Origin of the sequence: Anabaena sp. FACHB-83 (genome assembly GCF_014697485.1) — a bacterium.
In the GTDB taxonomy this organism is placed as follows: domain Bacteria; phylum Cyanobacteriota; class Cyanobacteriia; order Cyanobacteriales; family Nostocaceae; genus Nostoc_B.
Map to the genome: position 1 here is coordinate 18,860 of NZ_JACJRY010000031.1, position 22,615 is coordinate 41,474.

At 42.4% G+C, this 22,615-nt stretch carries 13 protein-coding genes; 8 read left to right on the forward strand and 5 right to left on the reverse strand.

Translation table 11 applies throughout. The annotated features are described in order from the left end of the window. Positions 1-362: 362 nt before the first annotated feature. Complete coding sequence (locus H6G79_RS26125; RefSeq protein WP_190593189.1) at positions 363-1,211, forward strand: DUF4351 domain-containing protein; 849 nt, start codon at positions 363-365, stop codon at positions 1,209-1,211. 24 nt (positions 1,212-1,235) lie between these two features. Here H6G79_RS26125 and H6G79_RS26130 read toward each other — a convergent pair whose 3' ends face one another. The 4 genes from H6G79_RS26130 to H6G79_RS26145 all read right to left on the reverse strand — a co-directional run bounded on the left by H6G79_RS26130 (position 1,236) and on the right by H6G79_RS26145 (position 8,752). After that, the gene (locus H6G79_RS26130; RefSeq protein WP_190593188.1) at positions 1,236-2,726 is read right to left on the reverse strand and encodes an HlyD family secretion protein; all 1,491 of its coding nucleotides are present in this window, start codon (positions 2,724-2,726) and stop codon (positions 1,236-1,238) included. A 46-nt stretch (positions 2,727-2,772) separates the two neighbouring features. Further along, entirely contained in the window at positions 2,773-4,989 is a 2,217-nt protein-coding gene (locus H6G79_RS26135; RefSeq protein WP_190593187.1) for a peptidase domain-containing ABC transporter, read from the reverse strand. Positions 4,990-5,033: 44 nt separating this feature from the next. Then, positions 5,034-8,336: a type 2 lanthipeptide synthetase LanM family protein gene (locus tag H6G79_RS26140; protein WP_191049377.1), complete on the reverse strand. Its 3,303-nt coding sequence runs from the start codon at positions 8,334-8,336 to the stop codon at positions 5,034-5,036. Between the two features lie 173 nt (positions 8,337-8,509). Then, positions 8,510-8,752 carry a mersacidin/lichenicidin family type 2 lantibiotic gene (locus H6G79_RS26145; protein WP_190593185.1) on the reverse strand — a complete coding sequence of 81 codons (243 nt, stop codon included), beginning with the start codon at positions 8,750-8,752 and terminating at the stop codon, positions 8,510-8,512. A 493-nt stretch (positions 8,753-9,245) separates the two neighbouring features. Here H6G79_RS26145 and H6G79_RS26150 point away from each other — a divergent pair, with 493 nt between their 5' ends. The 7 genes from H6G79_RS26150 to H6G79_RS26180 all read left to right on the forward strand — a co-directional run bounded on the left by H6G79_RS26150 (position 9,246) and on the right by H6G79_RS26180 (position 20,326). Beyond that, positions 9,246-9,797 (forward strand): hypothetical protein, encoded by a 552-nt coding sequence (locus H6G79_RS26150; RefSeq protein ID WP_190593184.1) that lies wholly within the window; start codon positions 9,246-9,248, stop codon positions 9,795-9,797. A 498-nt stretch (positions 9,798-10,295) separates the two neighbouring features. Next, positions 10,296-12,095, forward strand: a complete 1,800-nt coding sequence (locus H6G79_RS26155) for an XRE family transcriptional regulator (RefSeq protein WP_190593183.1) — start codon at positions 10,296-10,298, stop codon at positions 12,093-12,095. A 99-nt stretch (positions 12,096-12,194) separates the two neighbouring features. Further along, positions 12,195-13,622 carry a DUF1822 family protein gene (locus H6G79_RS26160; protein WP_190593182.1) on the forward strand — a complete coding sequence of 476 codons (1,428 nt, stop codon included), beginning with the start codon at positions 12,195-12,197 and terminating at the stop codon, positions 13,620-13,622. A gap of 72 nt (positions 13,623-13,694) precedes the next feature. Then, a complete protein-coding gene (locus H6G79_RS26165; RefSeq protein ID WP_190593181.1) occupies positions 13,695-16,025 on the forward strand; it encodes a CHASE2 domain-containing protein in 2,331 nt (776 codons plus the stop codon). Continuing rightward, positions 16,022-16,795, forward strand: coding sequence for a DUF928 domain-containing protein (locus tag H6G79_RS26170; protein ID WP_190593180.1), 774 nt, complete (start codon positions 16,022-16,024; stop codon positions 16,793-16,795). Before H6G79_RS26165 ends, H6G79_RS26170 begins: the two co-directional genes overlap by 4 nt. 317 nt (positions 16,796-17,112) lie before the next feature. Next, complete coding sequence (locus H6G79_RS26175; RefSeq protein ID WP_190593179.1) at positions 17,113-17,682, forward strand: hypothetical protein; 570 nt, start codon at positions 17,113-17,115, stop codon at positions 17,680-17,682. A 400-nt stretch (positions 17,683-18,082) separates the two neighbouring features. Beyond that, on the forward strand, positions 18,083-20,326 hold the full coding sequence (locus H6G79_RS26180; RefSeq protein WP_190593178.1) for a GAF domain-containing protein: 2,244 nt from the start codon (positions 18,083-18,085) through the stop codon (positions 20,324-20,326). 599 nt (positions 20,327-20,925) lie between these two features. Here H6G79_RS26180 and H6G79_RS26185 read toward each other — a convergent pair. Continuing rightward, positions 20,926-22,326 (reverse strand): Dyp-type peroxidase, encoded by a 1,401-nt coding sequence (locus H6G79_RS26185; protein ID WP_190593177.1) that lies wholly within the window; start codon positions 22,324-22,326, stop codon positions 20,926-20,928. Positions 22,327-22,615 lie beyond the last annotated feature (289 nt).

Consider the following 22,615-nt stretch of genomic DNA (forward strand, 5'->3'; position numbering starts at 1 on the left):
GGAGCGATAGCGTAACCCAACAAAGTATGCTCGGATGTTGGGTTTCGTTCCTCAACCCAACCTACACCCAGAATTGGTTTTTAGTCTTAACTGAACCTTATTGATTTATATTCTACTCAAGTGAAAATCACTACACTCAACGAAAAACCAAAGAATAATTTGGGAGGGGGTTTGGGGGACGCAACCGTCCCCCAATCGGGGGCTTGGGGGAGAATCCCCCAAATCTTAACTCATGGTCTGATAGTTAAGCAATTGAAGTAGTATGACAACTAGCTGGCGCGGTTTTTAGCTACCTTGTAGTGAGTGCGATCGCCTGATATATATGATGATTACTGATCACAGTTAAACTTAAAAATTATCCAGTGGCAAAAGCAGCAGATACCGGCAGTAAAAGATTAATTAGCCTCGCGCCTAATGCTTGGGCGCAATGGGTAACACAACTTCCAGATGTCGTGGCTCAGGAAATTCTGAGTGCTGAATTTCAATGGATTAGTCGGGAAACAGATGTGCTAATCAAAGCATACAGCGAATCCTGTGGAGATTTTTTAATTCTCAACGAGTTGCAGTTGCGTTACCCAAAAAATATGCCTCTCCGTATGAGGGCTTATGCAGCCTTAGCAGAAGAAAAATATCAACTACCGATTTATCCAGTACTCATCAATATCTTGCCTCCTCCATCCACAATCACGGTTGTCAGTAGTTACCAATCCGAGTTTTTGGGACTAAGAGTAATTCAAGACTATCACGTGATTAACTTGTGGGAAGTAGACGCAGAGATTGTGTTTAGCCAACCATTACCCTCACTATTGCCATTTGTGCCGATTTTACGAGGTGGTGCAGAAACATCAGTTGTACAACGTGCGTTACAGCAACTCCGAACCTCAGAACAATTTAATCAGTTAGAACCATTGTTAGCATTTTTTGCTAGTTTTGTACTAGACATACCTTTAGTCCAACAAATTATGAGGTGGGATATGACAGTATTACGTGAATCACCTTGGTATCAAGAAATTCTCACGCAAGGACTACAACAAGGACTACAGCAAGGTGCGAGAAGACAGTTAATACAGGTATTGCAACTGCGTTTCGGTACAATTCCCCAAGAAGTGCAAGACCGGCTGGAAGATCAGAGCATTGAACAACTAGAAAATTTAATGGCTGCGGCGATCGCTGTCAACTCTGTAGATGAATTTCTTCAGAACCTTCCTTAACAAACGCTCTGCGGACTTCGGCGGTTAAACATCGGCAATTAACCGAGCTTTCCTGAGCAAAAACTTCAAAACTGTTTCTTTTTGGGAAATAATATCGGCTCTACCTTGCATTCCCGCTTGAATATGACATAGATGCTGGTTTCTACCAAAACTAAAACTGTTGGGGATGATTGTCACCTCGTAAACAGCAGAAACAGGATTCTTGGCAACGGTGGACACAACTTGATTTCCTGAAGGTTTGATTGTATCTTCAGAAATTTGACTAACAACACCTTTAAGAGTACCGTAATCGGGATAAGGACAGGCAGACACCCGCATCTGGACTTCTTGATTTTTGGCTAATTTACTGACATCATCAGGAGCGACGGCAGCTTTGATGACCAAAGGAGCATTGCTAGGGACAATTTGAGCAATTTCTTCACCCTGACGCACCGATTGACCAGGATTTCGCAAATTGAGTTGCGCGAGAATCCCGGTTTCGCTGGCGGTAATTTTAGTTTGGCTGAGATCCATAACCACTTGTTGTAGTTCCCTGGTGTCGCGCTGGATCTGATTTTTCATTTGTAGTTGCTGTTGTAACAAAGCTTGCAATTCACGGTTGAGAGTGGCGAGAGTAGCTTGTCCACCGGCAATTTCTTGAGCAATCGTCTCTTGTGCGATCGCTACTTCCGCATCAATCGGATTGAGTGCAGCTTGAGCGCGGCGCAGTTTGGCTTGTTCGGCGACTACAGTTTGTTGTTGTTGGGCAATAATTTGCTTTTGTGCTTCTACCGCCGCTTGTCGCATCTCAATCGCTTGTTTTTGTTGAGCCACATCTAACTGCACTTCCTCTAATTGATTCAAAGACAAAACACCCGCTTGAACTATCTTTTGATAGCGATCGCGTTTAGCTTCCGCCGCACTCATGGCTATTTTTGTTGACTTCAACTGAGCATCAGCCGCACGTAATTCTATCTGGGCTTTGTACCATTCATTTTGCGCTCTGTTTAAATTTGCCTGGGCTGCGGCTACTTCTGCTTGGACGCTAATTTGCTGTTCTCGATAGTTGCGTTGGGCGCGATTGAATCCAGCTTGCGCCGAACTCACTAAACGATTTTTGCGGTCAGTTTCCGCTTGAATTTGGCGATGAAGAGCTTGAATTTGAGCATCAATTTGTTGTAATTGTAATTGCGTCTGTTGGATGTTGCCTTGCAGTTGGCTTTTTTGAGTTTGTAGGCGGGAATCATCAATTGTCGCCAGCACATCTCCTTGATTCACTGCCTGATTTTCTTTAACCAAAACATTGGTTATCTGCCCAGTCATCGCCGCTTGGACGAGCCGTAATTCTCCCGTAGGTCGGACGATCGCCTGTCCTAGTACAGTCACTCTGTATTCGATTATCGAAGATAAAGCGATCGCACCCCCCACAGCACCCACAAGTATCAAACTGCCAATTTTCACCCAATTACTCAACGGTGGCAGAAATTCATGGTCTTCCACTGGGGGCAAAGAGTCTGCATTAAACTGACTAAGCATAACAGTATTCCTGATGAAGAGTGCTGAGTACTGAGTACGGTAGAAATTAGCGAATGCTACTGGGGAAACTTGCATTCGGATAACAGTGGCAAGAATTTTTACTAACTGATAAATTCCCAGCATCAAGAAAATCTAAATGCTCTCCGGCTTGATGACACAAAGCCTCTGGAGAACCTTGAATTTTTAATTTTCCTTGTTCCAACATCACAATCCAATCAGCTTGCTGAATAACCTTGGGACGGTGACTAATTAAAATAGTGGTTTGACCTTGACGATGAGCGAGTAACTGATTTAAGACTTGAGCTTCACTCACTGGGTCAAGTGCGCCCGTCGATTCATCTAAAATTAACACTGGCGGGTTATTCACAATCGCTCTAGCAATGGCTAACCTCTGCCGTTGTCCCCCTGAAAGATTCGCCCCGAATTCTCCTAATACGGTTTGATATTTGTCGGGGAGATTGCTAATAAATTCATCAGCCCCAGCAATTTGACAAGCTTTGACAATCTGTTCAAAGCTAATATGAGGTGAACCTAAACGGAAGTTTTCAATAATTGACCGACTCCAAAAGTGTGCATCTTGCGGTACTAGCACCACTTGTTGACGGAAACAGTCTAAAGAAAGATCATCTAAATTATAAATACCAAAGCGAATATTACCCGACTGGAGTTGATATAAACCTGCAATCAATTTTGCCAAAGTGCTTTTACCACAGCCAGATTTACCAATTAAAGCAATAACCTGACCCCCAGGAATTGTCAGCGAGAAATCTTGCAGTAGTTCCACTCTCCCAGGATGATGAAAGTTGAGGTTGGTACAGGTGATATCTGCATTGCCTAGAATATTTACCCAAGGCTTTTGATTGTGGTCTAAAATTTCTGGGGTTGCGTCAATAACTTCTGTGAGCCGTTGGGTAGCAGTTTTAGCACGGGTAAATTCATCCACAAAATCGATAGTAGTTTGAATAAAGTTGGTAAAATTCCCATTCATACTATTAAAAGCTAAAAGCATCCCAATTGATAGTTCTTGCTGAATGACTAAACTGCTACCGAACCAAATTAAAGTAATACTGCCAATGCTAGATACTAAATTAGAAAATATACCGTTAACAATACCAATTTGCATAGTGCGGAAAGTCAAGTTAGCGAGGCGACTAAATCGACTTTGAAATTCTTCCCAAAATTGCGGAGCCGCAGTAGTAGTTTTTAGGGTAATAGCACCTTTAAAAGTTTCTACCAAAACACCTTGATTTTCGGCAGATAACACCAAAACACTGCGGATTTTTTGCTGTAATGTCGGTAAGAAAATCACGGTAGATAAGGTCATGACTAGCGCGATCGCACCAGCTAATACTGTAAGCTTAATACTGTAAAACAGCATGAAACCTAAAGATACTAAAGCGATAAAAAATTGGCTAGGTAGACTGACAACAACTTGCGAAATTAATTGGTTAATTTGTTGAATATCTTCTAGGCGACTGACAATTTCACCACTGCGCCGAGATTCATAGTAACTTAAAGGTAAGCGTAAAATCTGCCTGCCAAATTCTAAAATTAATCCTAGTTGTAACCGTTGCGAAAAATGGGCGACCAGATTTGATTGTGCCAACCGCAAACTACTACTAACTAAGTGCATCACAATCACAGCAATAGCAACACTCGTTAGCAGTTGGGTATCCCCCCGCACCAGCACATCATCAGTGAGAATTTGCAACAAAAAGGGCGAAGCGAGGGAAAGTAAACCTAAAACAGAGTTGAGTAATAAGGTTTGGCTTAGAATGCCGCGATAAGGGGCAACACGCCGCAGAAAGCGACCAAAACCGCCAATTTTCTCTGGTTCATCTTCCTGGGTAAAAAAGCGCACTGGATCTGGCTCCAGCAGCAGCATAACTTTGTTTGTCCATGCTTCTAAAAACCACTTTTTTTCTAGATAACGGATACCTGCACCTGGGTCAGCAACGACGTATTTATTACCTTGTTGTCCGTAGAAAACCACCCAATGATAGCCTTTCCAGTGGATAATCGCGGGTAAAGGCAGGGTGATTTCGTTGAAAGTCTCCAGAGGTACTTTTACGGCTCGTGCATTGAAACCCAGAATTTCTGCGCCTTGTTTCAATCCTAATAAAGTACTTCCTTGCTGTCCTGTCCCGACCGCTTCCCGACAGCGAGTCATGCTAAAGGTTTTACCATAATGTTTAGCCACTGTTGCAAGACTAGCAGCACCGCAGTCTTCTTCGCTATGTTGTTGAATTAGGTGGTATTTCATGTTCCCTGTTCCCTATCACCACGAATGAATTTAATTTTGTCCAACTACTTATTAACTTTGGGCGGTTCTAGTCCCAAAACTGAGGGAACAATTTCTGGTGCAGCGAGGCGGAGTAATTCATAACCAATACCAGCTAGTCCCGTCATTAGTCCTGGTGTCTCAACTCCCAAGGGAACACCACACAGCCAGCCGTGTTGATTGATACCTTCAAGAATGGCAGCAGCCAAGCGATCGCCTTGAGTTTTCCACTGTGGATCATCTAGGGTGAGACTGGCTTGCAACAGTAATTCTAAATTGCCTAAATCTCCGTGACAGAGAGAATGGTTGCTACCAAAGCCCTGGGTGATGGTGGTTTTTAGGGCTGTGTTAATTTCGGCACGAATTTCTGCATCATCAATGTATGGCAAAGAAAGTAATCGAGCCAAGCCAATACCGGGTGCGCCATGACACCAGGCTGTCATCAAGGCTGGTTGGGAATCACTAACATCTTTTCCGGGAACTTCCAAGTCGCGTAGATCCAGCCAATTTCCTTCCTGGATGGCAAAAAGACTGCGCTCGTAGGCGATCGCCTCCAGTGCGGCTGTGCGAAAACGTATTTCACCAGTTAAGGCGGCTAATTCTAGCAACGCCAAAGCAATTCCGGCTGCACCGTGAGAGAATCCAGCTAGAGGTTTGGTACCGGCGTGACGAATTACCCAACCGATGCCTTTTTCCATAGATTGGGCTTTGGTGAGAAGCCTTTCGCCACATTGACGCGCCACCTCGATTATGCGATCGCTGGGTTTATATCTATGCAGGTTAATTAAGCTGATGATACATCCGGCTGCACCGCCGATAATATCTAATTGTTCGTCTTGCTTGATGGCATCGGGGAGAATTTCTAAGAGGGCTACCGCTTCAGTCAATAGCTCTGGCTCCTCCCACAATACTCCTAAATGAGTCAAAGTATAAATCACACCTCCCCAACCGCTAAATCCACCAATTAACTTGAGAAATGATTTACCTAGCTGAGTCTGTTGTTGTAATGTCTTCAGTGCAGATTTTGCCAGCTTTATGTAGCGTTCCTGTTTAGTGACAGCACCAAGGTAGGCGAGGAAAAGCGCCACCCCAGCAACACCACCATAAAGATCCAACCCCAAGGGAATTAGAGATAATTGACTGGTGATGGTAGGTGTTAAACCAATCCAAGTTACATGATTTTTGTCGCGCAGTGCTAGTTCTTCTAAGCGATCGCCAATTACTTGCGCCGCCGTTAATAGCTGTTCCCGGTTAATCGCAGTCTGAGATTTGATCGCAGAGTAACTGGGGTGAGACGCTTGCTGCTCGACGTTGAGCGCCAGGGTGCTTAAGGAAGCGCGAATATACCATATTTGTTGTTTGAGATCAGTTTCGCTGAGTTGTTGCAGACAGCGTTGAACTGCGATCGCGCTTGGTTCTTGGAGAAAGTTGGCGATGCGGACATGAGAACTACTCCACATATCTCGTGAATTGGGATGAGTAACAAACAGTGGAATATCACCATTTTGTAAATCTGCTTGTTCAAAGGCGATCGCTCTAGCTATATCTGGGTAACTTTTGACCTCAGCCCACAGTCTGTCAAAGTAGCAATCCCGATCCAAAGCATTACGTAGGATATCAGGATGAAAACTCTCCATAAACAACAGTCCATAAGTTCGCGTTGGACGCAGGATAACTCGCACTTCATCGTTAGCGAACCAAGTAAGTGGACTATTTTCTGTTAGTAACTCATCGCGGTGTTGTAACAACAATCCATAAATTTTGGTGAATCCAGAAATGAGAAATTCTATATAATCTAAAGCATTAATTTCTTGACCATTGAGCGTTGGTCGATGTTGCTGTCCTAGCATTTCCATTTGCTGGCGCTGGAGTTGCATTTCATCTGTACCTACACCTTGCCAGTAAGGAAGACGATCTGGTGTTAGCTGTTTGCCTACCGTGCCTAAACCACTCAGATCAATGCCTCCAGACTCAGCGTTTGCCCAGGCGCGATAGGGTAGTAGTCCCACGCGCAAAACTGAGTCATACATAATATTATTGGCAAACTGATGTACTTGGTGGCGATCGCCTTCTTCCAGACGCGGATGAAAAAGTGCCTCCAAGTCAATCAAAACTGGATGTTCCCCCACTGCGATCAAATTCTCAAAGTGAAAATCTCTGGCTTCTAGAACGTAAAGTAATGCCAGATATCCCCCCATACGTTGGTAGAATCGCTCAACTTCGGCTGAGGAGGAGCAGTTTTGCATTTCCACAAACTCAACCCAGCCGTATGTACCTTGATTGAGAACTTTCAGCGTGCGGAATGCTGGCAGATCGCTGCGTTGATTTAGCCAAGTTAAAAACTCTTGAAAATGAATATCTATAGATAATGATTTCGGCTTATAAACCAGTTGCCAGCCAGAACTAAATTTGGCAATGGACACACTGCGTCCGCCTCTGTGGCGATCGCCTACAGTCATGTCTAATGCTATCAATAATCCTGGCTCTTGATCAGGGCTAAAAGTAGTTTTAATTGCTTGCCAATCAGAGCATAAATGATGCAGAAATTCTAAACTAAATGTTACCCATTGTTCGATGCAAGTTACAAGTTGACGAGCTAAAACCGGATACTCTTGCAACAAGTTGAACGCTGTTTCAGGTTGGTGTAATTGTGTTAAGAAGCTTTGGAATCTTTCTTTGGGTGTTTCCCCTTGGAGATTGCCTTGCAGACGGGCAACGTTGAGTTCTAATACCATTGTCCGGCTTAACATTGCCAGTAACTTTTCTGGTAAATTGGCAAACAGCAATTCTACAATCGTGCTGGAAACAAAAGGTAAATCAGATTGCGTGGCAATTAACGCAGCGATACCTGCTTGCAAACGATCGCATCCTTGGCTAATTAATGGTGCGATCGCATCCAAAAAACCACTCGTTTCTGCATTTTGCAATTTCTGGGGAAGTGGCGGTAAATTAGCAGCAACCGGGTGAACAAAGGCTGAGATGATATCTGTTAACCATTGTGGGGGGTGGGGATAACGTTCTCGTACTGCCTCAATCGGTTCACCAAGTAAATTGAAAAATTCCTCTGCACTGATGCCATTAATTGCTAAACGTTGAGCGAAGTCAGCTTGATCAGCAAAAACAGGCTGTGTTTGCCATTTTTGTACACGACGCGCGGCAAGTTCAGCATCAACTTTTTTAGAGCTTAAAGGTTCTTCAATGCGCTCAGATAAAGTGATAGCCTGATACCAAGTAGAAGATATTGTGCTGGATTGGTTAATTTTATCAGCTAAGTTTATTTCGTACTCTTTATCTGTTAATATGCGTGTATTATTATCTGATTTTGCCATAAGTTTCCTGAAATTAAAGACTAACTAAGATATTTTTACCGGGAGAAATTGAAGCATTAATTAAGATGTGATTGGGTAGGTCATAGCCTACCCAATCTTGTTAGTTTTTGGCGCGGAAATTAAGTGCGATCGCCTGATTTTTATCTCAAGCAATCACATTCAGCCTCATACTATCAGGTTGTCAAACCGCCATTGTCACAGCCTTTACAACCGTACTGGGGTGTAAGTCTTTCACAGACACGTCCACAAGTCCCTGTAAATATTGAACAACCGCCCCCGGATAAAGCATTGGATTCTGCATCGGGAAGTTCAATCAAACCTGCTGGGTTTTCAGGTAATTGAGAACGTTGTTCATCACTCAAACTGTTGCGGTAGTCTTCATCTTTCCAAGCGCGAATAATGTCAAAGTTAGACATGGTTTTTCTCCTTAATTTAAATGACGTAAAATGTTGAATGAACAAGGCACAAGTAAAAAGCCAAAAGCCAAAGAAAGAAAAAGAATAATTGTTATAAGCACCTAAATTTATTTATGGTGATTATCTTTTTAATTTTTACTTCTTACTTTTTACTTCTTAAAAAGGTGTTTACTTAACGATGTGATGAGCGACAGTGAATTTAACTCGCTTCCTTTTCATCGTTGCGTTTGAACCCTTTCATTAGAGTTAATGGGATAGGCTTTTTTGATTTATGTACTTATCCCTGAGTTATAAATGTTTTTGTAGCCAGTAAAATTGCTGAAATTACTACCCTGATTGGGTTGTAGTGATTATTTTTTTTGTTAACAATCCTTTACAAAGGGCTTTTTTTAACTGTGAATTGCTGGAAGTGCATAAATTAGCAAATCCTATCCCAATAACCAAATCAAAGGGTTCAAACCCCAAATAACAATAACTAGTCAAAGGATTTCTTATGTTTATCTCAAAAAACTTCTTAGCAGCCGCCACCATTGCCGCGTCCTTGATTGTTCCTAGTGTTGCATCAGCCAATGATCGGGATATACTAGCGACAACTGTCCCTGCTACCGCTTGTCGCCCAAATAGTGACAGTGGGGATGCGTCAGTTGTCATCTCGAACGGAGCTTATGTTTTCAATGGCTCTGCTACTGGTACAGTCACCCTTTACTGTCCACTGCCAATTAACGCCAACACACTAGTTGATTTTTCCAACGACAACGATATCTCCAGATACCGAGTCTATTATCGAGATAGTGACGGAATCGGAACGGCATCGGAAATTAAGGTAAACCTTACCTACCGAGACGCTAATGGTTTGACACCAGTCGGTGGTACATGGAGTTCTAATGGGTTCAACATCATAGATAATACAACCCGATTTGTGGATCTGATCCACGATGTAGGTTTGGACAGACTTTACTCATTCGTGGTAACTATGCAGAGAACTAACACTACACAAAACCCTGCATTTAGTGGAATTGATTTCCCTGTTATCGCACCACTGTAGACTGTGCGTCTCAAAAGCTAATTATCAAGCTGATAAATTTGAGGGGAACAGGCTAAATCATCTGGCTAAAATCTGTTGCCCTCATTTTTTTATTACTCCTTGAACGGTGACAATTTTGCTTGAATTACAAAATTGTTGTCTCTTCCATGAAAATAATATGGAAAAATAAAATCAAGTTCTCCTAAAAAAGTAACACTTACGCAAAAATCATCTGCAACTTTCATTTTTTGGTGTTGTGCTAGTTGCTATGACTTTGACAATCAAAGCAACGCACTGGCTTTTCTGTGTTTAGTCTTCTGTTACTAGTACAACGCGGCGGAAATAAAGATACCATTTCAAGTTAGTGAAAAGCTTTTGATATAAGCTTTTTGACTTTTGACTTTTGACTTTTGACTTCCGCGTAGCGGCACTAGTGCGTAAGTTCTGAAAAGCTCTGTTAAACTAGCTTCTTGCGCTCAAGGAGCAAGCTACTAAACACTAAGCGGAAAATCTCTGCAAATGAATGATCAATTCTGGACTTTGTATGACTTTACAGAAACTAGTGGTTATCCTCCTTTCAAACGGTTAATTCAAAATCGTTTGCGAGAGAGAATAGAAAAACTGGTGCGGTTGCATCCCCAATGGGGTGAGAGCGACTATGTGGATCATTTTGTTACAATTCTCAATGATGATTCCCAAGCGGAAACAGAGAAAAAGTTAGCTCACTGGCACTTATTAGCTTACTTCGATCGCGATCGCTGTTACCTCATTTGGCGCAACTGGTGTCGTTTGCCGTTTTACGCTGCTTATGCTGAAAATTTATATGCTCTGACTAACGAACACCTGTGTAACCGCGAAAAATTACAGCAATATCTCAATAAGTACAAAACTAATGACAATAGTGGTGCAAGTCTCAAAACCTATATCTTAGGGGTACTGAGAAATGTCACTCGTGAGCATATCAATTGGGAATCACCCTGGCATCTATTATGCGATGTTGATATTAATAGTCGCAGAAAATTGCAAACCGCAGCCGAACGCCTGAAAGCAGCATTGCAAAGCACTGGTAAACAGGAACCAGAAATTTCCCAATATCTTTTTGCTTGGCAATATTTTATTCCTGTTTACAAAAACAACCGCGTCTACCATCCTCAGAGACAAGGCGGGGGAAAATGGCCAGAACCAGAATTTTCAGATTTTGTCCAAACGGCTAAAGATTATAATTCTCAGAGATTTCAACCAGGCGCACCCCTGCAAGTCGCCGTTGGTGTAGCCATCACACCAATCATGATTCAAAAATGGATGAATACCTGTATTGAAGCTTTACAACAATCGGAGCAAATTAAGGAAGTACCTTACGATGCTAATAGTAATGAACAGCCAGATACAGCTAGTTTCAACTTTTGGGAAACAGGAGAAACAGAGGCAGAAAACGCAGAATCTTTAGCAGCAGTAGACTTAATTTTGCGTAGCGAACTTGAATTGATTGAGCAGAATTTAGCTAAAATTCGCAGCCAAATTCCCACATCTTACCGTCAGGCTGTGATGCCTTTGTGCTATCCCCATCGCTTGGCACTGTTAACTCAAGAACAGTTTGCTAGTAGAATGAACGTCCATCAAGGAACCGTCTCGCGCTATATTTCCAAGTATATAGAAACGCCATTATTAGAAAAGTTTCAGGAGTTAACCCGTGAACAATTTAATCCGACAGCTTATATCACAACATTTTTAAATGATAAATTTAGCAATTTTAATCTAGTAGCTAATCCCCTTGCCTCTCAATTAATTGCTGCACTTGCAGATTTAGAACCTGATTTACAACAAATTATCAAACTTAAATATGGTCAAAAACTGAATATTACTGAGCTAACTAAAATTATTACTCAAAATAAATCTATTACTCAAGAAGAATTAACACAAAAACTAACTATAGCCGAAGATGAATTACAGAGCAGTTTCTTAAATATACTCAAGCGATGGCAAAATAACTATATCAAATCATGGCTGAAAAACTATTATCAAAATTTAATTCAATCTGAGTTATTAAAGTCGTTTACCCAATTAGAATCACCATGCCAAGAAATTTTATGGCAAAAATATGCTCAAAAAATCATCAAATCTAATAGTGATGCTCAAACAATTACTACAGCTAAACAGCAGTTGCAGGGTTCTTTTATCCAGGGGATTGATCAGAAGTTTGGTATTTCTTTAGAAACGGAAATTCAACAAGTTGGAGAAATAATTGAAGACTGGCTATCGACAAACTTGCTCTACACATATCTTGTACCTAGCCCCGACGAATGGAATTCGCGGCTATAAAAACAAAGTCCGCCTACGCGGACTAACTTCAAATCAAAGGTTTTGTCTGTGTGCAAGATGTGAATCTACCAAGAAATTCAGAGAAGTTGAGGAAGGAAAATGCTGAATTTGCAAAGAATTGCCACGATTTATCCGAATCAGATATGCTTGCCGTTATCACCAAAACTGCAAGAAGAAGCTTGGCAGCAATCTCAAGCTCATACTAATGCAGGAGCTTGCTGTCAAGCTTATCTTAATTATCTGTGTTTCAAGTCTTTTGTACCTTGGTTACAGGCTTGGTTAGCAGAAGAAGATGCTAATGTGAGCATTAATAATATTATTGCCGCCAATACTTGTAACTCCCTGTGGGAATTTGTGAATGGAACTCCTATTGATTTAGGTGAAATTAGATTAGTTTTAATTCCCAGTGAAACGAGTGATTTAGAGGAATTTGTTGTTCCCTGTGAGTGGGTTGATATTCCTAGCTGGCGAAAAGATTATTATTTGGCTGTGCAGATTAATTTAGGTGAGCCTGAGCAATCTTGGCTGCGGTTGTGGGGATATGTCAGCTATCAAAAACTGAAGAGTCGGGGGATATATGATCAGGGCGATCGCTCTTACTATATTAATCAGGCTGTCTTGACGGAAGATATCACACAATTGCTCCTCCTGCCCCAACCAGATTCTCGTCCCCAAACAGCAGCGCCACCGCAGTTATCTACAGCAGTAGTGGCAGATTTATGCACACAAATCAGTAATCCTGATTTATACTCCCCTAGATTAGCGGTAACATTTGAACAATGGGCAGCATTGCTAGTCAATGAAGAGTTGCGGCAAAAACTCTACCAACAACGGTTATCACCACCGAATTTAGCTGTCGTCAACTTGCGTCAGTGGTTACAAATGGCTGACAGTATGATTGCAGAAATTTGGCAAGCGGTAGAGTCAGTTTTAACACCACCAGAATTCAGTGCTGTGCGGGGTGCGGAAGAGCAAGTTTCTGTGGAAGCGATCGCGCCAGTAATTCGCCTCCTCAAATCCAATCGCCCCGAAAAGGAACGCGCTCAAGCCGCCGGGGTGTTAGGACAAATTGGTGTCGGTCATCCAGAGGCGATCGCGGCGTTGGTAGAATTGTTACAAGTTGCCCAGGATGAGGAAACCCGTTGGGAAGCAGCTTTAAGTTTAGGCAAAATCGCCCCAGATCATCCCCAAGCCGGAATCAGTAAAGCCCGGTTGATTGATTTGGGCTTGCAATTGGCGGGTTGTCAAATGGCGCTGATTGTTACTATTCGTCCCAAAACAGAATCAAAAATCGCAGTGCGGCTACAAGTACAGCCAATCAACCAGCAACATCAACTACCACCCCATCTGACACTGAGCGTGATTGCTGGCGGTGAAACTCGTTTGCAAGCAGAAACAAGAAGCGACGAACAAGGCGCAGGGAAAGACAAAATTCTGCAATTAGGCTTTAGTCCCCCGCCTGGAACTCAATTCCAAGTGCAGGTAACTTTGGATAAAGTCAGCGTGAGTGAGACTTTTATTGCGTGAACAAATTAGACGATATTATTGTGTTAATCTTTGCGTCTCTGCGTAAGACAAAAAATTAACTGGAAAGCAGCGATGAGCAGGGTAGCAGTTCTCAAAATTGGTAGGGGAGATTTTGCTCAAGGGTTTGAAGTATCCCTAGAACTGAGGGAAGATGGCGGTTCTTCGGTGGGAGAAATTGAAGGTAGGTTGGGAGCTAATACTGAGATTGAAGGTTTGTATTTTTTGTGGCAACAATCTTTTCGGAATCTCACCACGCTCGCCCGCTATGATGGTTGGGAAATTGAGGAAAGCTTACCGACGAATCGCGCAACTAAGGAAATTGCGGCTGACTGTTGGCAAAGAATGAGACAAGTAGAAACCAACTTCAACCAATGGTTGCAAGCATCGGGGGAAGTCGGTTGGCAAAAAATTCGGGAAAGGTTGAGTAAAGAGTTAGCCAGTCAGCCGGATACTCTGCGGTTAGCGATTAAAGCCAAGGAAGTAATGTTATGGAAGTTACCTTGGCATACCTGGGATTTACTAGCAAGTTATCCAAATGTCGGTGTTAGCTATAGTCCGATAGAATATGAAGCTTGGGAAGTTGGGAAACAGCAAACGCCACGCGATCGCGTCCGGTTACTGGCAATTTTTGGTGATCATCAACACCTAGATTTAGAAGCAGATCGTCAGGCGATCGCCAATCTTCCACAAACAGAATCGGTTTTTTGTCATCAGCCCCAAGGCAGAGAATTAATTACCCAACTCCGAAATCCCCAAGGCTGGGATATTTTCTTTTTTGCTGGTCATAGTCAAACGGTAGAACAAAGAGGGCGCATCAGTCTTAGTTCTAGAGAAAGCATCGAAACTGAGCAATTTAAACATGCTTTTCGGGAAGCGATGCAAAAAGGGTTAAAGATTGCCATTTTTAACTCTTGTGAAGGTTTGGGACTAGCGCAACAGTTAGCTGATTTACACGTCCCGGTGATTATTGTTATGCAAGAGATTGTCCCCGATGTCGTTGCTCAATCGTTTCTCAAAGAATTCTTGCGGGAATATGCGGCGGGACAAACTTTATACACTGCTGTGCGCCGCGCCCAAGAACGACTAGAGGAATTTACGGATTTACCGGGGGCGACTTGGCTACCGATGATTTACCAAAATCCTGCCCAAGTGCCACCAACTTGGAAAGATTTGCGGCCGATCAGCCTTCCTAATTACCGTCGTCGGCTAGACTGGAAAGATTTGCAAGATATCTTGGTACGGAGTTTACTGGCGACTGGCTTAATTATGACATTGCGGTTTTTAGGTGGACTCCAGCCGATAGAATTGTGGGCTTTTGATTTATTTATGCGCTTACAACCAGATAGCGGAATTGATGAGCGTCTTTTGATTGTCCAAGTTACAGAACAAGATATTCAAGAGCAAGGGCGGTATCCTTTGAGCGATCGCGTAATTTGGCAAACCCTAGAGAAACTCCAGGCCTATCAACCCAGAGTGATTGGCTTAGATATTTACCGCGATTTACCAGTGGAACCGGGACACCGGGAACTAGCCGCCCACATCCCGAAAAACTCCCGGCTGGTGACGACTTGCGAAGTCAGCAACCCAGAGTCGAACACTGATAAATTTGGTGTTGCACCTCCCCCTACTAGTCCGCCAAGCAATGTGGGTTTTAGTGATTTTGTAGTGGAATCAGATGGCATAATCAGGCGTTCTTTGCTGCATATAGATCCAGGAAATTCCCGGTGTCAGTCTTCATTTGCCTTCAGTGCCGAATTAGCGCGGCGTTACCTCGATTTTGAGGGCATCAAACCACAAGCCACATCAGAGGGTAACTTGCAGCTTGGCTCTACTGTTTTTCAGCCTTTGGAAAATCATACTGGTTTTTATCACAACATTGATCCGCGTGGTCATCAAGTTTTACTCAATTACCGTTCAGCGCAAAAAGTTGCCAGGGAAGTTACCTTAGCAGCCGTTCTCAACAATGATTTACCGCCCCAGTGGGTGAAAAATCGGATTATTTTGATTGGTGTCACAGCGCCCTCAATTGGCGATCGCTTTTTTACGCCCTTTAGTAAAGAAGTTGACAAAAAAATGTCCGGTATCGTCATTCACGCCCAAATGGTGAGTCAAATGCTCAGTATCGCTCAACAAGAACGCCCTTTACTAAGGTTTTGGCCCCAGGGTTGGGATGTGATTTGGATCTGGAGTTGGTCACTCATCGGGGGCTTATGTGTTTGGAGATTTGACTCGGTTCTATATCGTCGAGTTTTAGCTGCGATCGCCAGTGTTATCCTTGTTAGTCTGTGTTTTGGCTTTTTCTTGAGTGGTCTTTGTCTCCCAGTGATACCATCAGTATTTGCTTTGGCAATTACATACGTGATCACAACTGGTTTAAAGCGGCATTTGGGAGGGAAATCATGATGCGGTTGATAGGATTAGGTTTGGTATGGGTTTTAGCTGTGAATCAGGGAGAAGTTTATTCATCCCCTATAAAACAGTCCCAGTCAACACCTTCTAGGATTTCGTCGGTGATTTTTAATCAACCACCGTTATCATCCAGAGGCGCACCGGGAAATCGCCAAGGTGGGGGAACTCGTGACGGTCGCAATTGCACCGCCCTAGATATTAAAGAGCGTCTCACCGCTATAGTTCCGGCTGTGGAATCAGAACCAAAAATGAGCCATGTTTGGGGCTTAACGGTTAGCGCCTCTCCGACACTCTGGTTTTATGTTCCTTACCAGGCCAAAGATATTCAGGGCGCTGAATTAGAATTATGGGACGAAACTAGCCGCGAACAGCGAAATTACAAGCAAATTTATCAAAGAACTTTCACTGTTAAGGAAACACCAGGTGCGATCGCTCTCAGTCTGCCATCCACAGTTAAACTCGAACCAGATAAAAACTATCATTGGTATTTATCCCTAAATATCAATTGTCAGGGTGACAATGAATCAATCAATGTCAATGGCTGGATTCAACGAGTCAAATTTCAACATACTCCTTCAGCGAATCGCCAGCAAGTGATTTTGTATGCCCAAAAAGGCATTTGGTACGATGCTTTAACCCAATTAGCCCAACTCCGCCGCCGCAATCCCCAAAGCAAAACCTTGATGCAAGATTGGCAGAAATTACTAGGTGATGTTGGTTTAAAAGAGATTGCTAACAAGCCTATTGTTTCATGTTGTAATTAGGTATAACTTACGCACAAATATTTTCTGTGGAGACTGGTTGTAAGGGTGTGGGGGTGTAACCCGGATTTCTCACCACACCTTTCAAAGCCTGTGCAGGGGAGCAGGGGAGCAGGGGAGAATGAAGGTACTCTCTCCCCTGCCCCTCCGCACCTCTGCCCCTCTGCCCCATCAAACGCCTGAAGCTTGTGAGAAATGCGGTGTAAGGGTGTAAGAGGATGTTTTAAAAGTTTTATTGTTGATAGCCAAACATTTTGAACTTTTTTGATTTTTCTCGCGCTGTATAGTAATCTCTACCATGCTTTACTGGCGAGAAGTTCATGTTCTTCACATCTACTAAAAGTCAAGTTGGTTTTATCTTGCAGTGGGCGATCGCTACTTTGGGTGGTTTTTTGATCAGTTTGTGCTGGATTGAAGTCGGGGAAAAGCCAGATGTGGGGGTGGCGCAGGCTTCTTTGGGTGGTTTGGCGATCGCATTTCCCCAAAGTTTACTCATCCGCCATCAAATTTTATCTGGGCGCTGGGTATTAGCGACTTTGTTGGCTTGGGCAATCATCACGGCTATTGGTGTGGGTGCTGTGGGTTGGATTGTCCCCAATACACCAGCTTTACCCCTAAGAATATTTTGGGGGACAAATTTAGGTGCTGTTGCTGGTTTGATTATTGGCTTCGCACAGTGGACAGCGATTCCCAAGTCTGTAGCTTTGTCATGGCAATGGATATTTGTGAGTGCGATCGCTTGGGCGATGGCTGTACCCATTGGCGCAATTGTGGGAATAGTATTACTCCGGTTAACGCGGTTGTTTTTAGGTGAAGTTGTTGGTTTAGCTATTGCTTGGATTGTTGTTGCCATCTTCACAGGGATCAATGCTTACCGACTATTGCGATAATTTATCATTTCTCATCCAGGCAAAATCATCATGCAATATTTTGTTAATATGCTGTTAATAGCACTGCATATTAAAATAACATTAAGAAATGTAATTTTTGGCAAATATTGCTTTTGAGTATACTTAGATGTATGCAACAATCTTAAATCATTCTTAATAAAAAATGACTAATAAATTTGCATCTGATTGCAAATGCACTCTGATCTTCAAGGAGATATATTTGTTGAGTTGACTGCTATTAAGTTTCCGATATTTCTGATAAGAATAGAAAAAGATCGAAAAATCAGTTGAGCAAAGACAGACAATGCTTTGCTGTAAGCGCAAAAAAGCATTTTTCATCACTTAGCATCATCAGGGGTTGCGCTTAGAGGAGTCATTAATAGCAGACAGGGACTCTCCCATGAATATAAATCCGGGTGAATCAACCGTTGAGTTGAAACAACAATTGCATTCTCAAATTCTCTTTGATCCAGAATTAGCGAAACACAGTGGTAGTGAACAGTTTTTACTGAGCATCTATAATTCTGTGCAGACATCTATATTTATCGTGGATGTTCTCGACGATGGAGATTTTCGCTACGTAGCCTTAAACCCCACCCATGAACGATGGATTGGCATTAGTTCTGAGAATCTGAAGGGAAAAAAACCAGAAGATATTCTCTCGCCTGATGATGCGGCAAATGTGCGTCAGCATTATGCTGACTGCGTGCGGTTTGGTAAAACCATTTCCTACGAACAATGCTTGCAATTTCAAGGAGTGGCGACTTGGTGGAGTACCACATTAACACCATTGCGAGATGCAAACTCTCGCATTTATCGACTGATTGGCACAAGTAGTAACATCACTCCAGTGAAGCAGGTAGCCCAAGCAAAAGAAATTCAAACAGCCCAAGAACAACTGCTAGAAGCGATCGCTCAATGGATTCGAGAATCCTTAGACTTAGATACATTGCTGCATCAACTTGTTAAAGAACTGCGGCATTGTTTGGGGTGCGATCGCATTTTAGTTTATTGTATGCAGCCTGATGAGACTAACGTAGTCATTGCAGAATCAACAGTCACCCCCAATTCTTGTTTAGGGCAGAAATTCCCCGATCCTAGCTTAATTGGCAAATATCAAGAACGCAGTGGACGCAGTTGCATTCAAATTATTGAAGATATTTACACAGCCGGGTTACATCCTGACCAAGTTAATTTGCTGGAATCCTGGCCTATCAGGGCGAATTTAGTTGTCCCAATTTGGTCACAGCAAAAACTTTGGGGATTAATCACCGCCCAACATTGCCATCAACCCCACCAATGGCAAGAAATCGAAATTGACTTACTCAAACAACTAGCCAATCAAATTGGTATAGCAGTCCATCAAGCCAAACTCCAAGAACAAGTACAGCATTTGCAAACCCAGCTAGAACTACAAAAACAGCAAGCCAATAACTTTCAAACATTAGTGTGTCGCATTACCGAACAAATCCGCGACCATCAATCTACGAACCAGGTAATGCAAACAGCCACTCAAGAACTAACTCAGTTATTTCAACTCCAGTCTTGTTACATTGAAACTTACAATGCTGGTGGAAGTGAAACAACTGTTATCTATGAATACACCACTAGCACCCCGGAATATCAAGGATTAACCCGCCAAGTTGCCGACTTGCCAGAAGTGTATCAGCTATTGTTAGCCAAAAAACATTGGCAATCTTTAGAAATTGTTCCTGGATGGCACCCACAACTAAAGGTTATAACTCAGTTAGCTTGTCCAATCTTTGATAACCAAGGCATTTTGGGTAACTTATGGTTGCATCGACCAAACCAAGAAATGTTTGAGCCACTGGAAATTAGTTTAGTACAACAGGTAGCCAATGAATGTGCGATCGCCCTTCGCCAAGCCAAAACAGCATCCACCACTCAAGCACAAATGCAAACATTAGAACAGCAAGAACGCCGCAAAAACGAATTCTTAAAAACCCTCTCCCATGAACTACGCACACCCATAACCAGCATTAGTCTCGCCGCCCAAACTCTCGAAAGTGTGCTAACCCCAGAAGGCATCCTAGATATCGAAATTGTCCCCCAACTATTGCAGATTTTGCAAAACGAGTGTGGGCGAGAAAGTAAGTTAATCAACGATTTGATGCAGCTTTCTTATCTCGAAACCGAACCAAATATACCCACATTGATCACCATTGACTTACAAACATGGCTACCACCTATTGTTGAGTCCTTTCGTGACCTTTCCCATTGCCAAAAACAAAAATTACACCTCAATATTAATCATCAACTCCCGCCCCTAGAAACAGACATCACCGATTTAGAACGCATAGTCACCGAACTGTTAAGCTATGCTTGCAAAAATACCCCATCAGGTGAAATCATCACCGTCTCGGCTGATTTTACAGTTAATGCAGTGCAACTGAAGATTTGCAATTCCGGCTTAGAAATTCCCGCCAGTGAAATACACCGGATTTTTGAACCATTCTATCGCCTCATGAAAAATGACCCCTGGACATATAGTGGTACAGGCTTAGAAATGGCTTTAGTGCAGAAAATGGTCAAGCATCTAGGCGGTACAATCACGGTAGAGAGTGCAAATCGCCAAACCACCTTCATCATTACATTGCCCAGTTTTGGAATGAGTAATGAGTAATAAGTAATACCATTTCACTTTAAAAATGATACAGACATGAAAGCAGCGCCTCGACTTCGCTCGGCGACCGGAATCAGAGTTGCAGAGGAAGTGATTTGTATCAGTAATTTCGTGAATTGGTATAACGCCGTGTGCGACTTTCTCTCAAACCTAACCCCCAACCCCTTCCCTGGTAGGGAAGGGGAGCAAGATTCAAAGCCTCTCTCCGTTTCGGGGAGCCAGCGCGTTGCGGAGGTTTCCTCCGTTGTAGCGACTGGCGTGAGAGGTTTGGAGAGGGGTTTCAAGAATAAGTCGCACATCGCGTTAAGTAATACCAAATTAAAAAATGATTGCGACAGATGGATGACTCAAAAGCTATACCGATCAACCCTTACCCAATCCAAAATCTAAAATCTAAAATCCAAAATGGTATAACAAGTAATGAGTAATAAGTAATGAGTTATGAGTATTTACTAGGACTTACGCAAGAACTCTCTCAAACTCTTATAACTTCGTTTTCGCCGTTAGGCGTTCTCGTAAGAGTAGCCGAAGAGCGCGTCTACGTCTTCTCATAATTTTGCATCAGTCCTATTTACTCATCACTCATTACTCATCACTCATCAATTACTAGCTATATATTGCAAGGCGGTAATACTAGGTAAAAAACAGTAAGCTCCACCTTTAGTTTTAACAAATCGCTCAAAACTAGTCAGCTTGATAGAAGGTTGGTCGGGAGAGACAGGAATATCAAACTGACTTTGATTACTGTCGTTAACACCAAGCAAAGGATCTTGGGCATTGTCAGGCAGAGTAGCAAACTTTCCTTTATTCACCCACTCTTCCATGACAAATTCAAATTGGCGATCTAGGCTCACACAAATGAATAGTCCTAGTAATCCCCTTTCATGACCATCATTAGGGCAATTAGGATTATAAGCAGGCCCATAAGGCATTCCTCTACGGAGGAGTCGGTGAATTTTTGTTACCCCTTGTATATTCGCATCACGGGGATTTGTGCGACGTATGTGTGAACCAATGGGACATTTATATCCTTGTGGGTCTTCCTGACGATAGTTAAAATTATTAAATTGTTCGTAAGTAATTGGTTTTTCGGGGGGTGAAAGTTGGTCAGCATCTGGAGAAAGGACTAGCGGGACACCATTGCGCCATCGACCACACATTTTAGCTGCTAGTTTTTCTGGCTCAATTTTATCTTTTTGCTCTTGAAGGAACTTTTCAAATCCAGCTACATCCTGTTCCATCACTCGAAAAGCAGCAAAACTACCATTTAAACCCAACTTATCAGGTGTTGGTACGTAGTAAGGAGCTTTTGGTTCATCTAGTAGGATAAAGTCATAAGCAGGAATCGCAGGCTGAGGATCGAGAGATGATGGAAGTCCAGCCTTTGAGGGAACCCCTTCTATTTTTGGTTGAGAAATTCCATCGTTGTAACCAAAATGAATGATATCGCTAGGTTTGCCTTGCTCATCAGGAAGTTTAGCTCCATCCAAGCAAGATAATTCTTTCAATGCTTGTTCTTCCTGAAAAAGTATTCGCAGTTGATCTGATTGCTTCTCTAACACTTCACTATCTTGAGCATAGAGAGATAGTAAAATATGAGTATTAGATGTTCCTAATCCACCTTTCCAATTTTCAGGAGAGCTTTCTCCAACATCACCTAATTTCTTTGCTATTTCTGGATGATTAGCACCTTTTTTAAAGGAAAGATAATGCTTATCTGAAAAAGATTGATCAACATTTCCAAATTGTAGTGCTTTTAACCCCTCAAAAGTAAATCCAATATTCAAGCAGTAACTCGGTTTTACGTCCCACAATGCCGCAGTAGTAATTTGGGGAATTGATTCATTACCATTTACTAAGTTACCAATAAATTTTTTGGCAGCTTTTGCATCTTGAACCTGAAGGACAAAATGTCTTGCAAAATCCATGTTATAGCCACGGACGATATAACCCTGTATATCACTGAAATCAAGCTGTGTTTGATTTTTACTAATTGTCATATCAACTTTGATTCTTGTTTGATTTCAAAGAGAAATATGCTACTATAGGACTCATGTTTGATTTCTAAAAAAATCAGTACGCCCAGATTAAGCTTCTTTCCTACTACCTCCTCTCTGCGTACACAAATGGATTCAGTAATCAAAACGTATCCCTATATTCTTAATATTTAGCTAATCCGAATACCCGTAATACCCTTAGTATTACAGGTCATAAATTATCACTTCCTTGTGTTAAACTTCATCTAAATTTCTTCTTCACTTTAATAGATGATTCTGCTATAAAATCTTA

Bases quoted from the DNA above. Each gene is read 5' to 3' on its own strand.
- H6G79_RS26130 (WP_190593188.1), bottom strand. From the start codon at position 2,726: ATGCTTAGTCAGTTTAATGCAGACTCTTTGCCCCCAGTGGAAGACCAT.
- H6G79_RS26135 (WP_190593187.1), bottom strand. From the start codon at position 4,989: ATGAAATACCACCTAATTCAACAACATAGCGAAGAAGACTGCGGTGCT.
- H6G79_RS26140 (WP_191049377.1), bottom strand. From the start codon at position 8,336: ATGGCAAAATCAGATAATAATACACGCATATTAACAGATAAAGAGTAC.
- H6G79_RS26145 (WP_190593185.1), bottom strand. From the start codon at position 8,752: ATGTCTAACTTTGACATTATTCGCGCTTGGAAAGATGAAGACTACCGC.
- H6G79_RS26150 (WP_190593184.1), top strand. From the start codon at position 9,246: ATGTTTATCTCAAAAAACTTCTTAGCAGCCGCCACCATTGCCGCGTCC.
- H6G79_RS26155 (WP_190593183.1), top strand. From the start codon at position 10,296: ATGAATGATCAATTCTGGACTTTGTATGACTTTACAGAAACTAGTGGT.
- H6G79_RS26160 (WP_190593182.1), top strand. From the start codon at position 12,195: ATGCTGAATTTGCAAAGAATTGCCACGATTTATCCGAATCAGATATGC.
- H6G79_RS26165 (WP_190593181.1), top strand. From the start codon at position 13,695: ATGAGCAGGGTAGCAGTTCTCAAAATTGGTAGGGGAGATTTTGCTCAA.
- H6G79_RS26170 (WP_190593180.1), top strand. From the start codon at position 16,022: ATGATGCGGTTGATAGGATTAGGTTTGGTATGGGTTTTAGCTGTGAAT.
- H6G79_RS26175 (WP_190593179.1), top strand. From the start codon at position 17,113: ATGTTCTTCACATCTACTAAAAGTCAAGTTGGTTTTATCTTGCAGTGG.
- H6G79_RS26180 (WP_190593178.1), top strand. From the start codon at position 18,083: ATGAATATAAATCCGGGTGAATCAACCGTTGAGTTGAAACAACAATTG.
- H6G79_RS26185 (WP_190593177.1), bottom strand. From the start codon at position 22,326: ATGACAATTAGTAAAAATCAAACACAGCTTGATTTCAGTGATATACAG.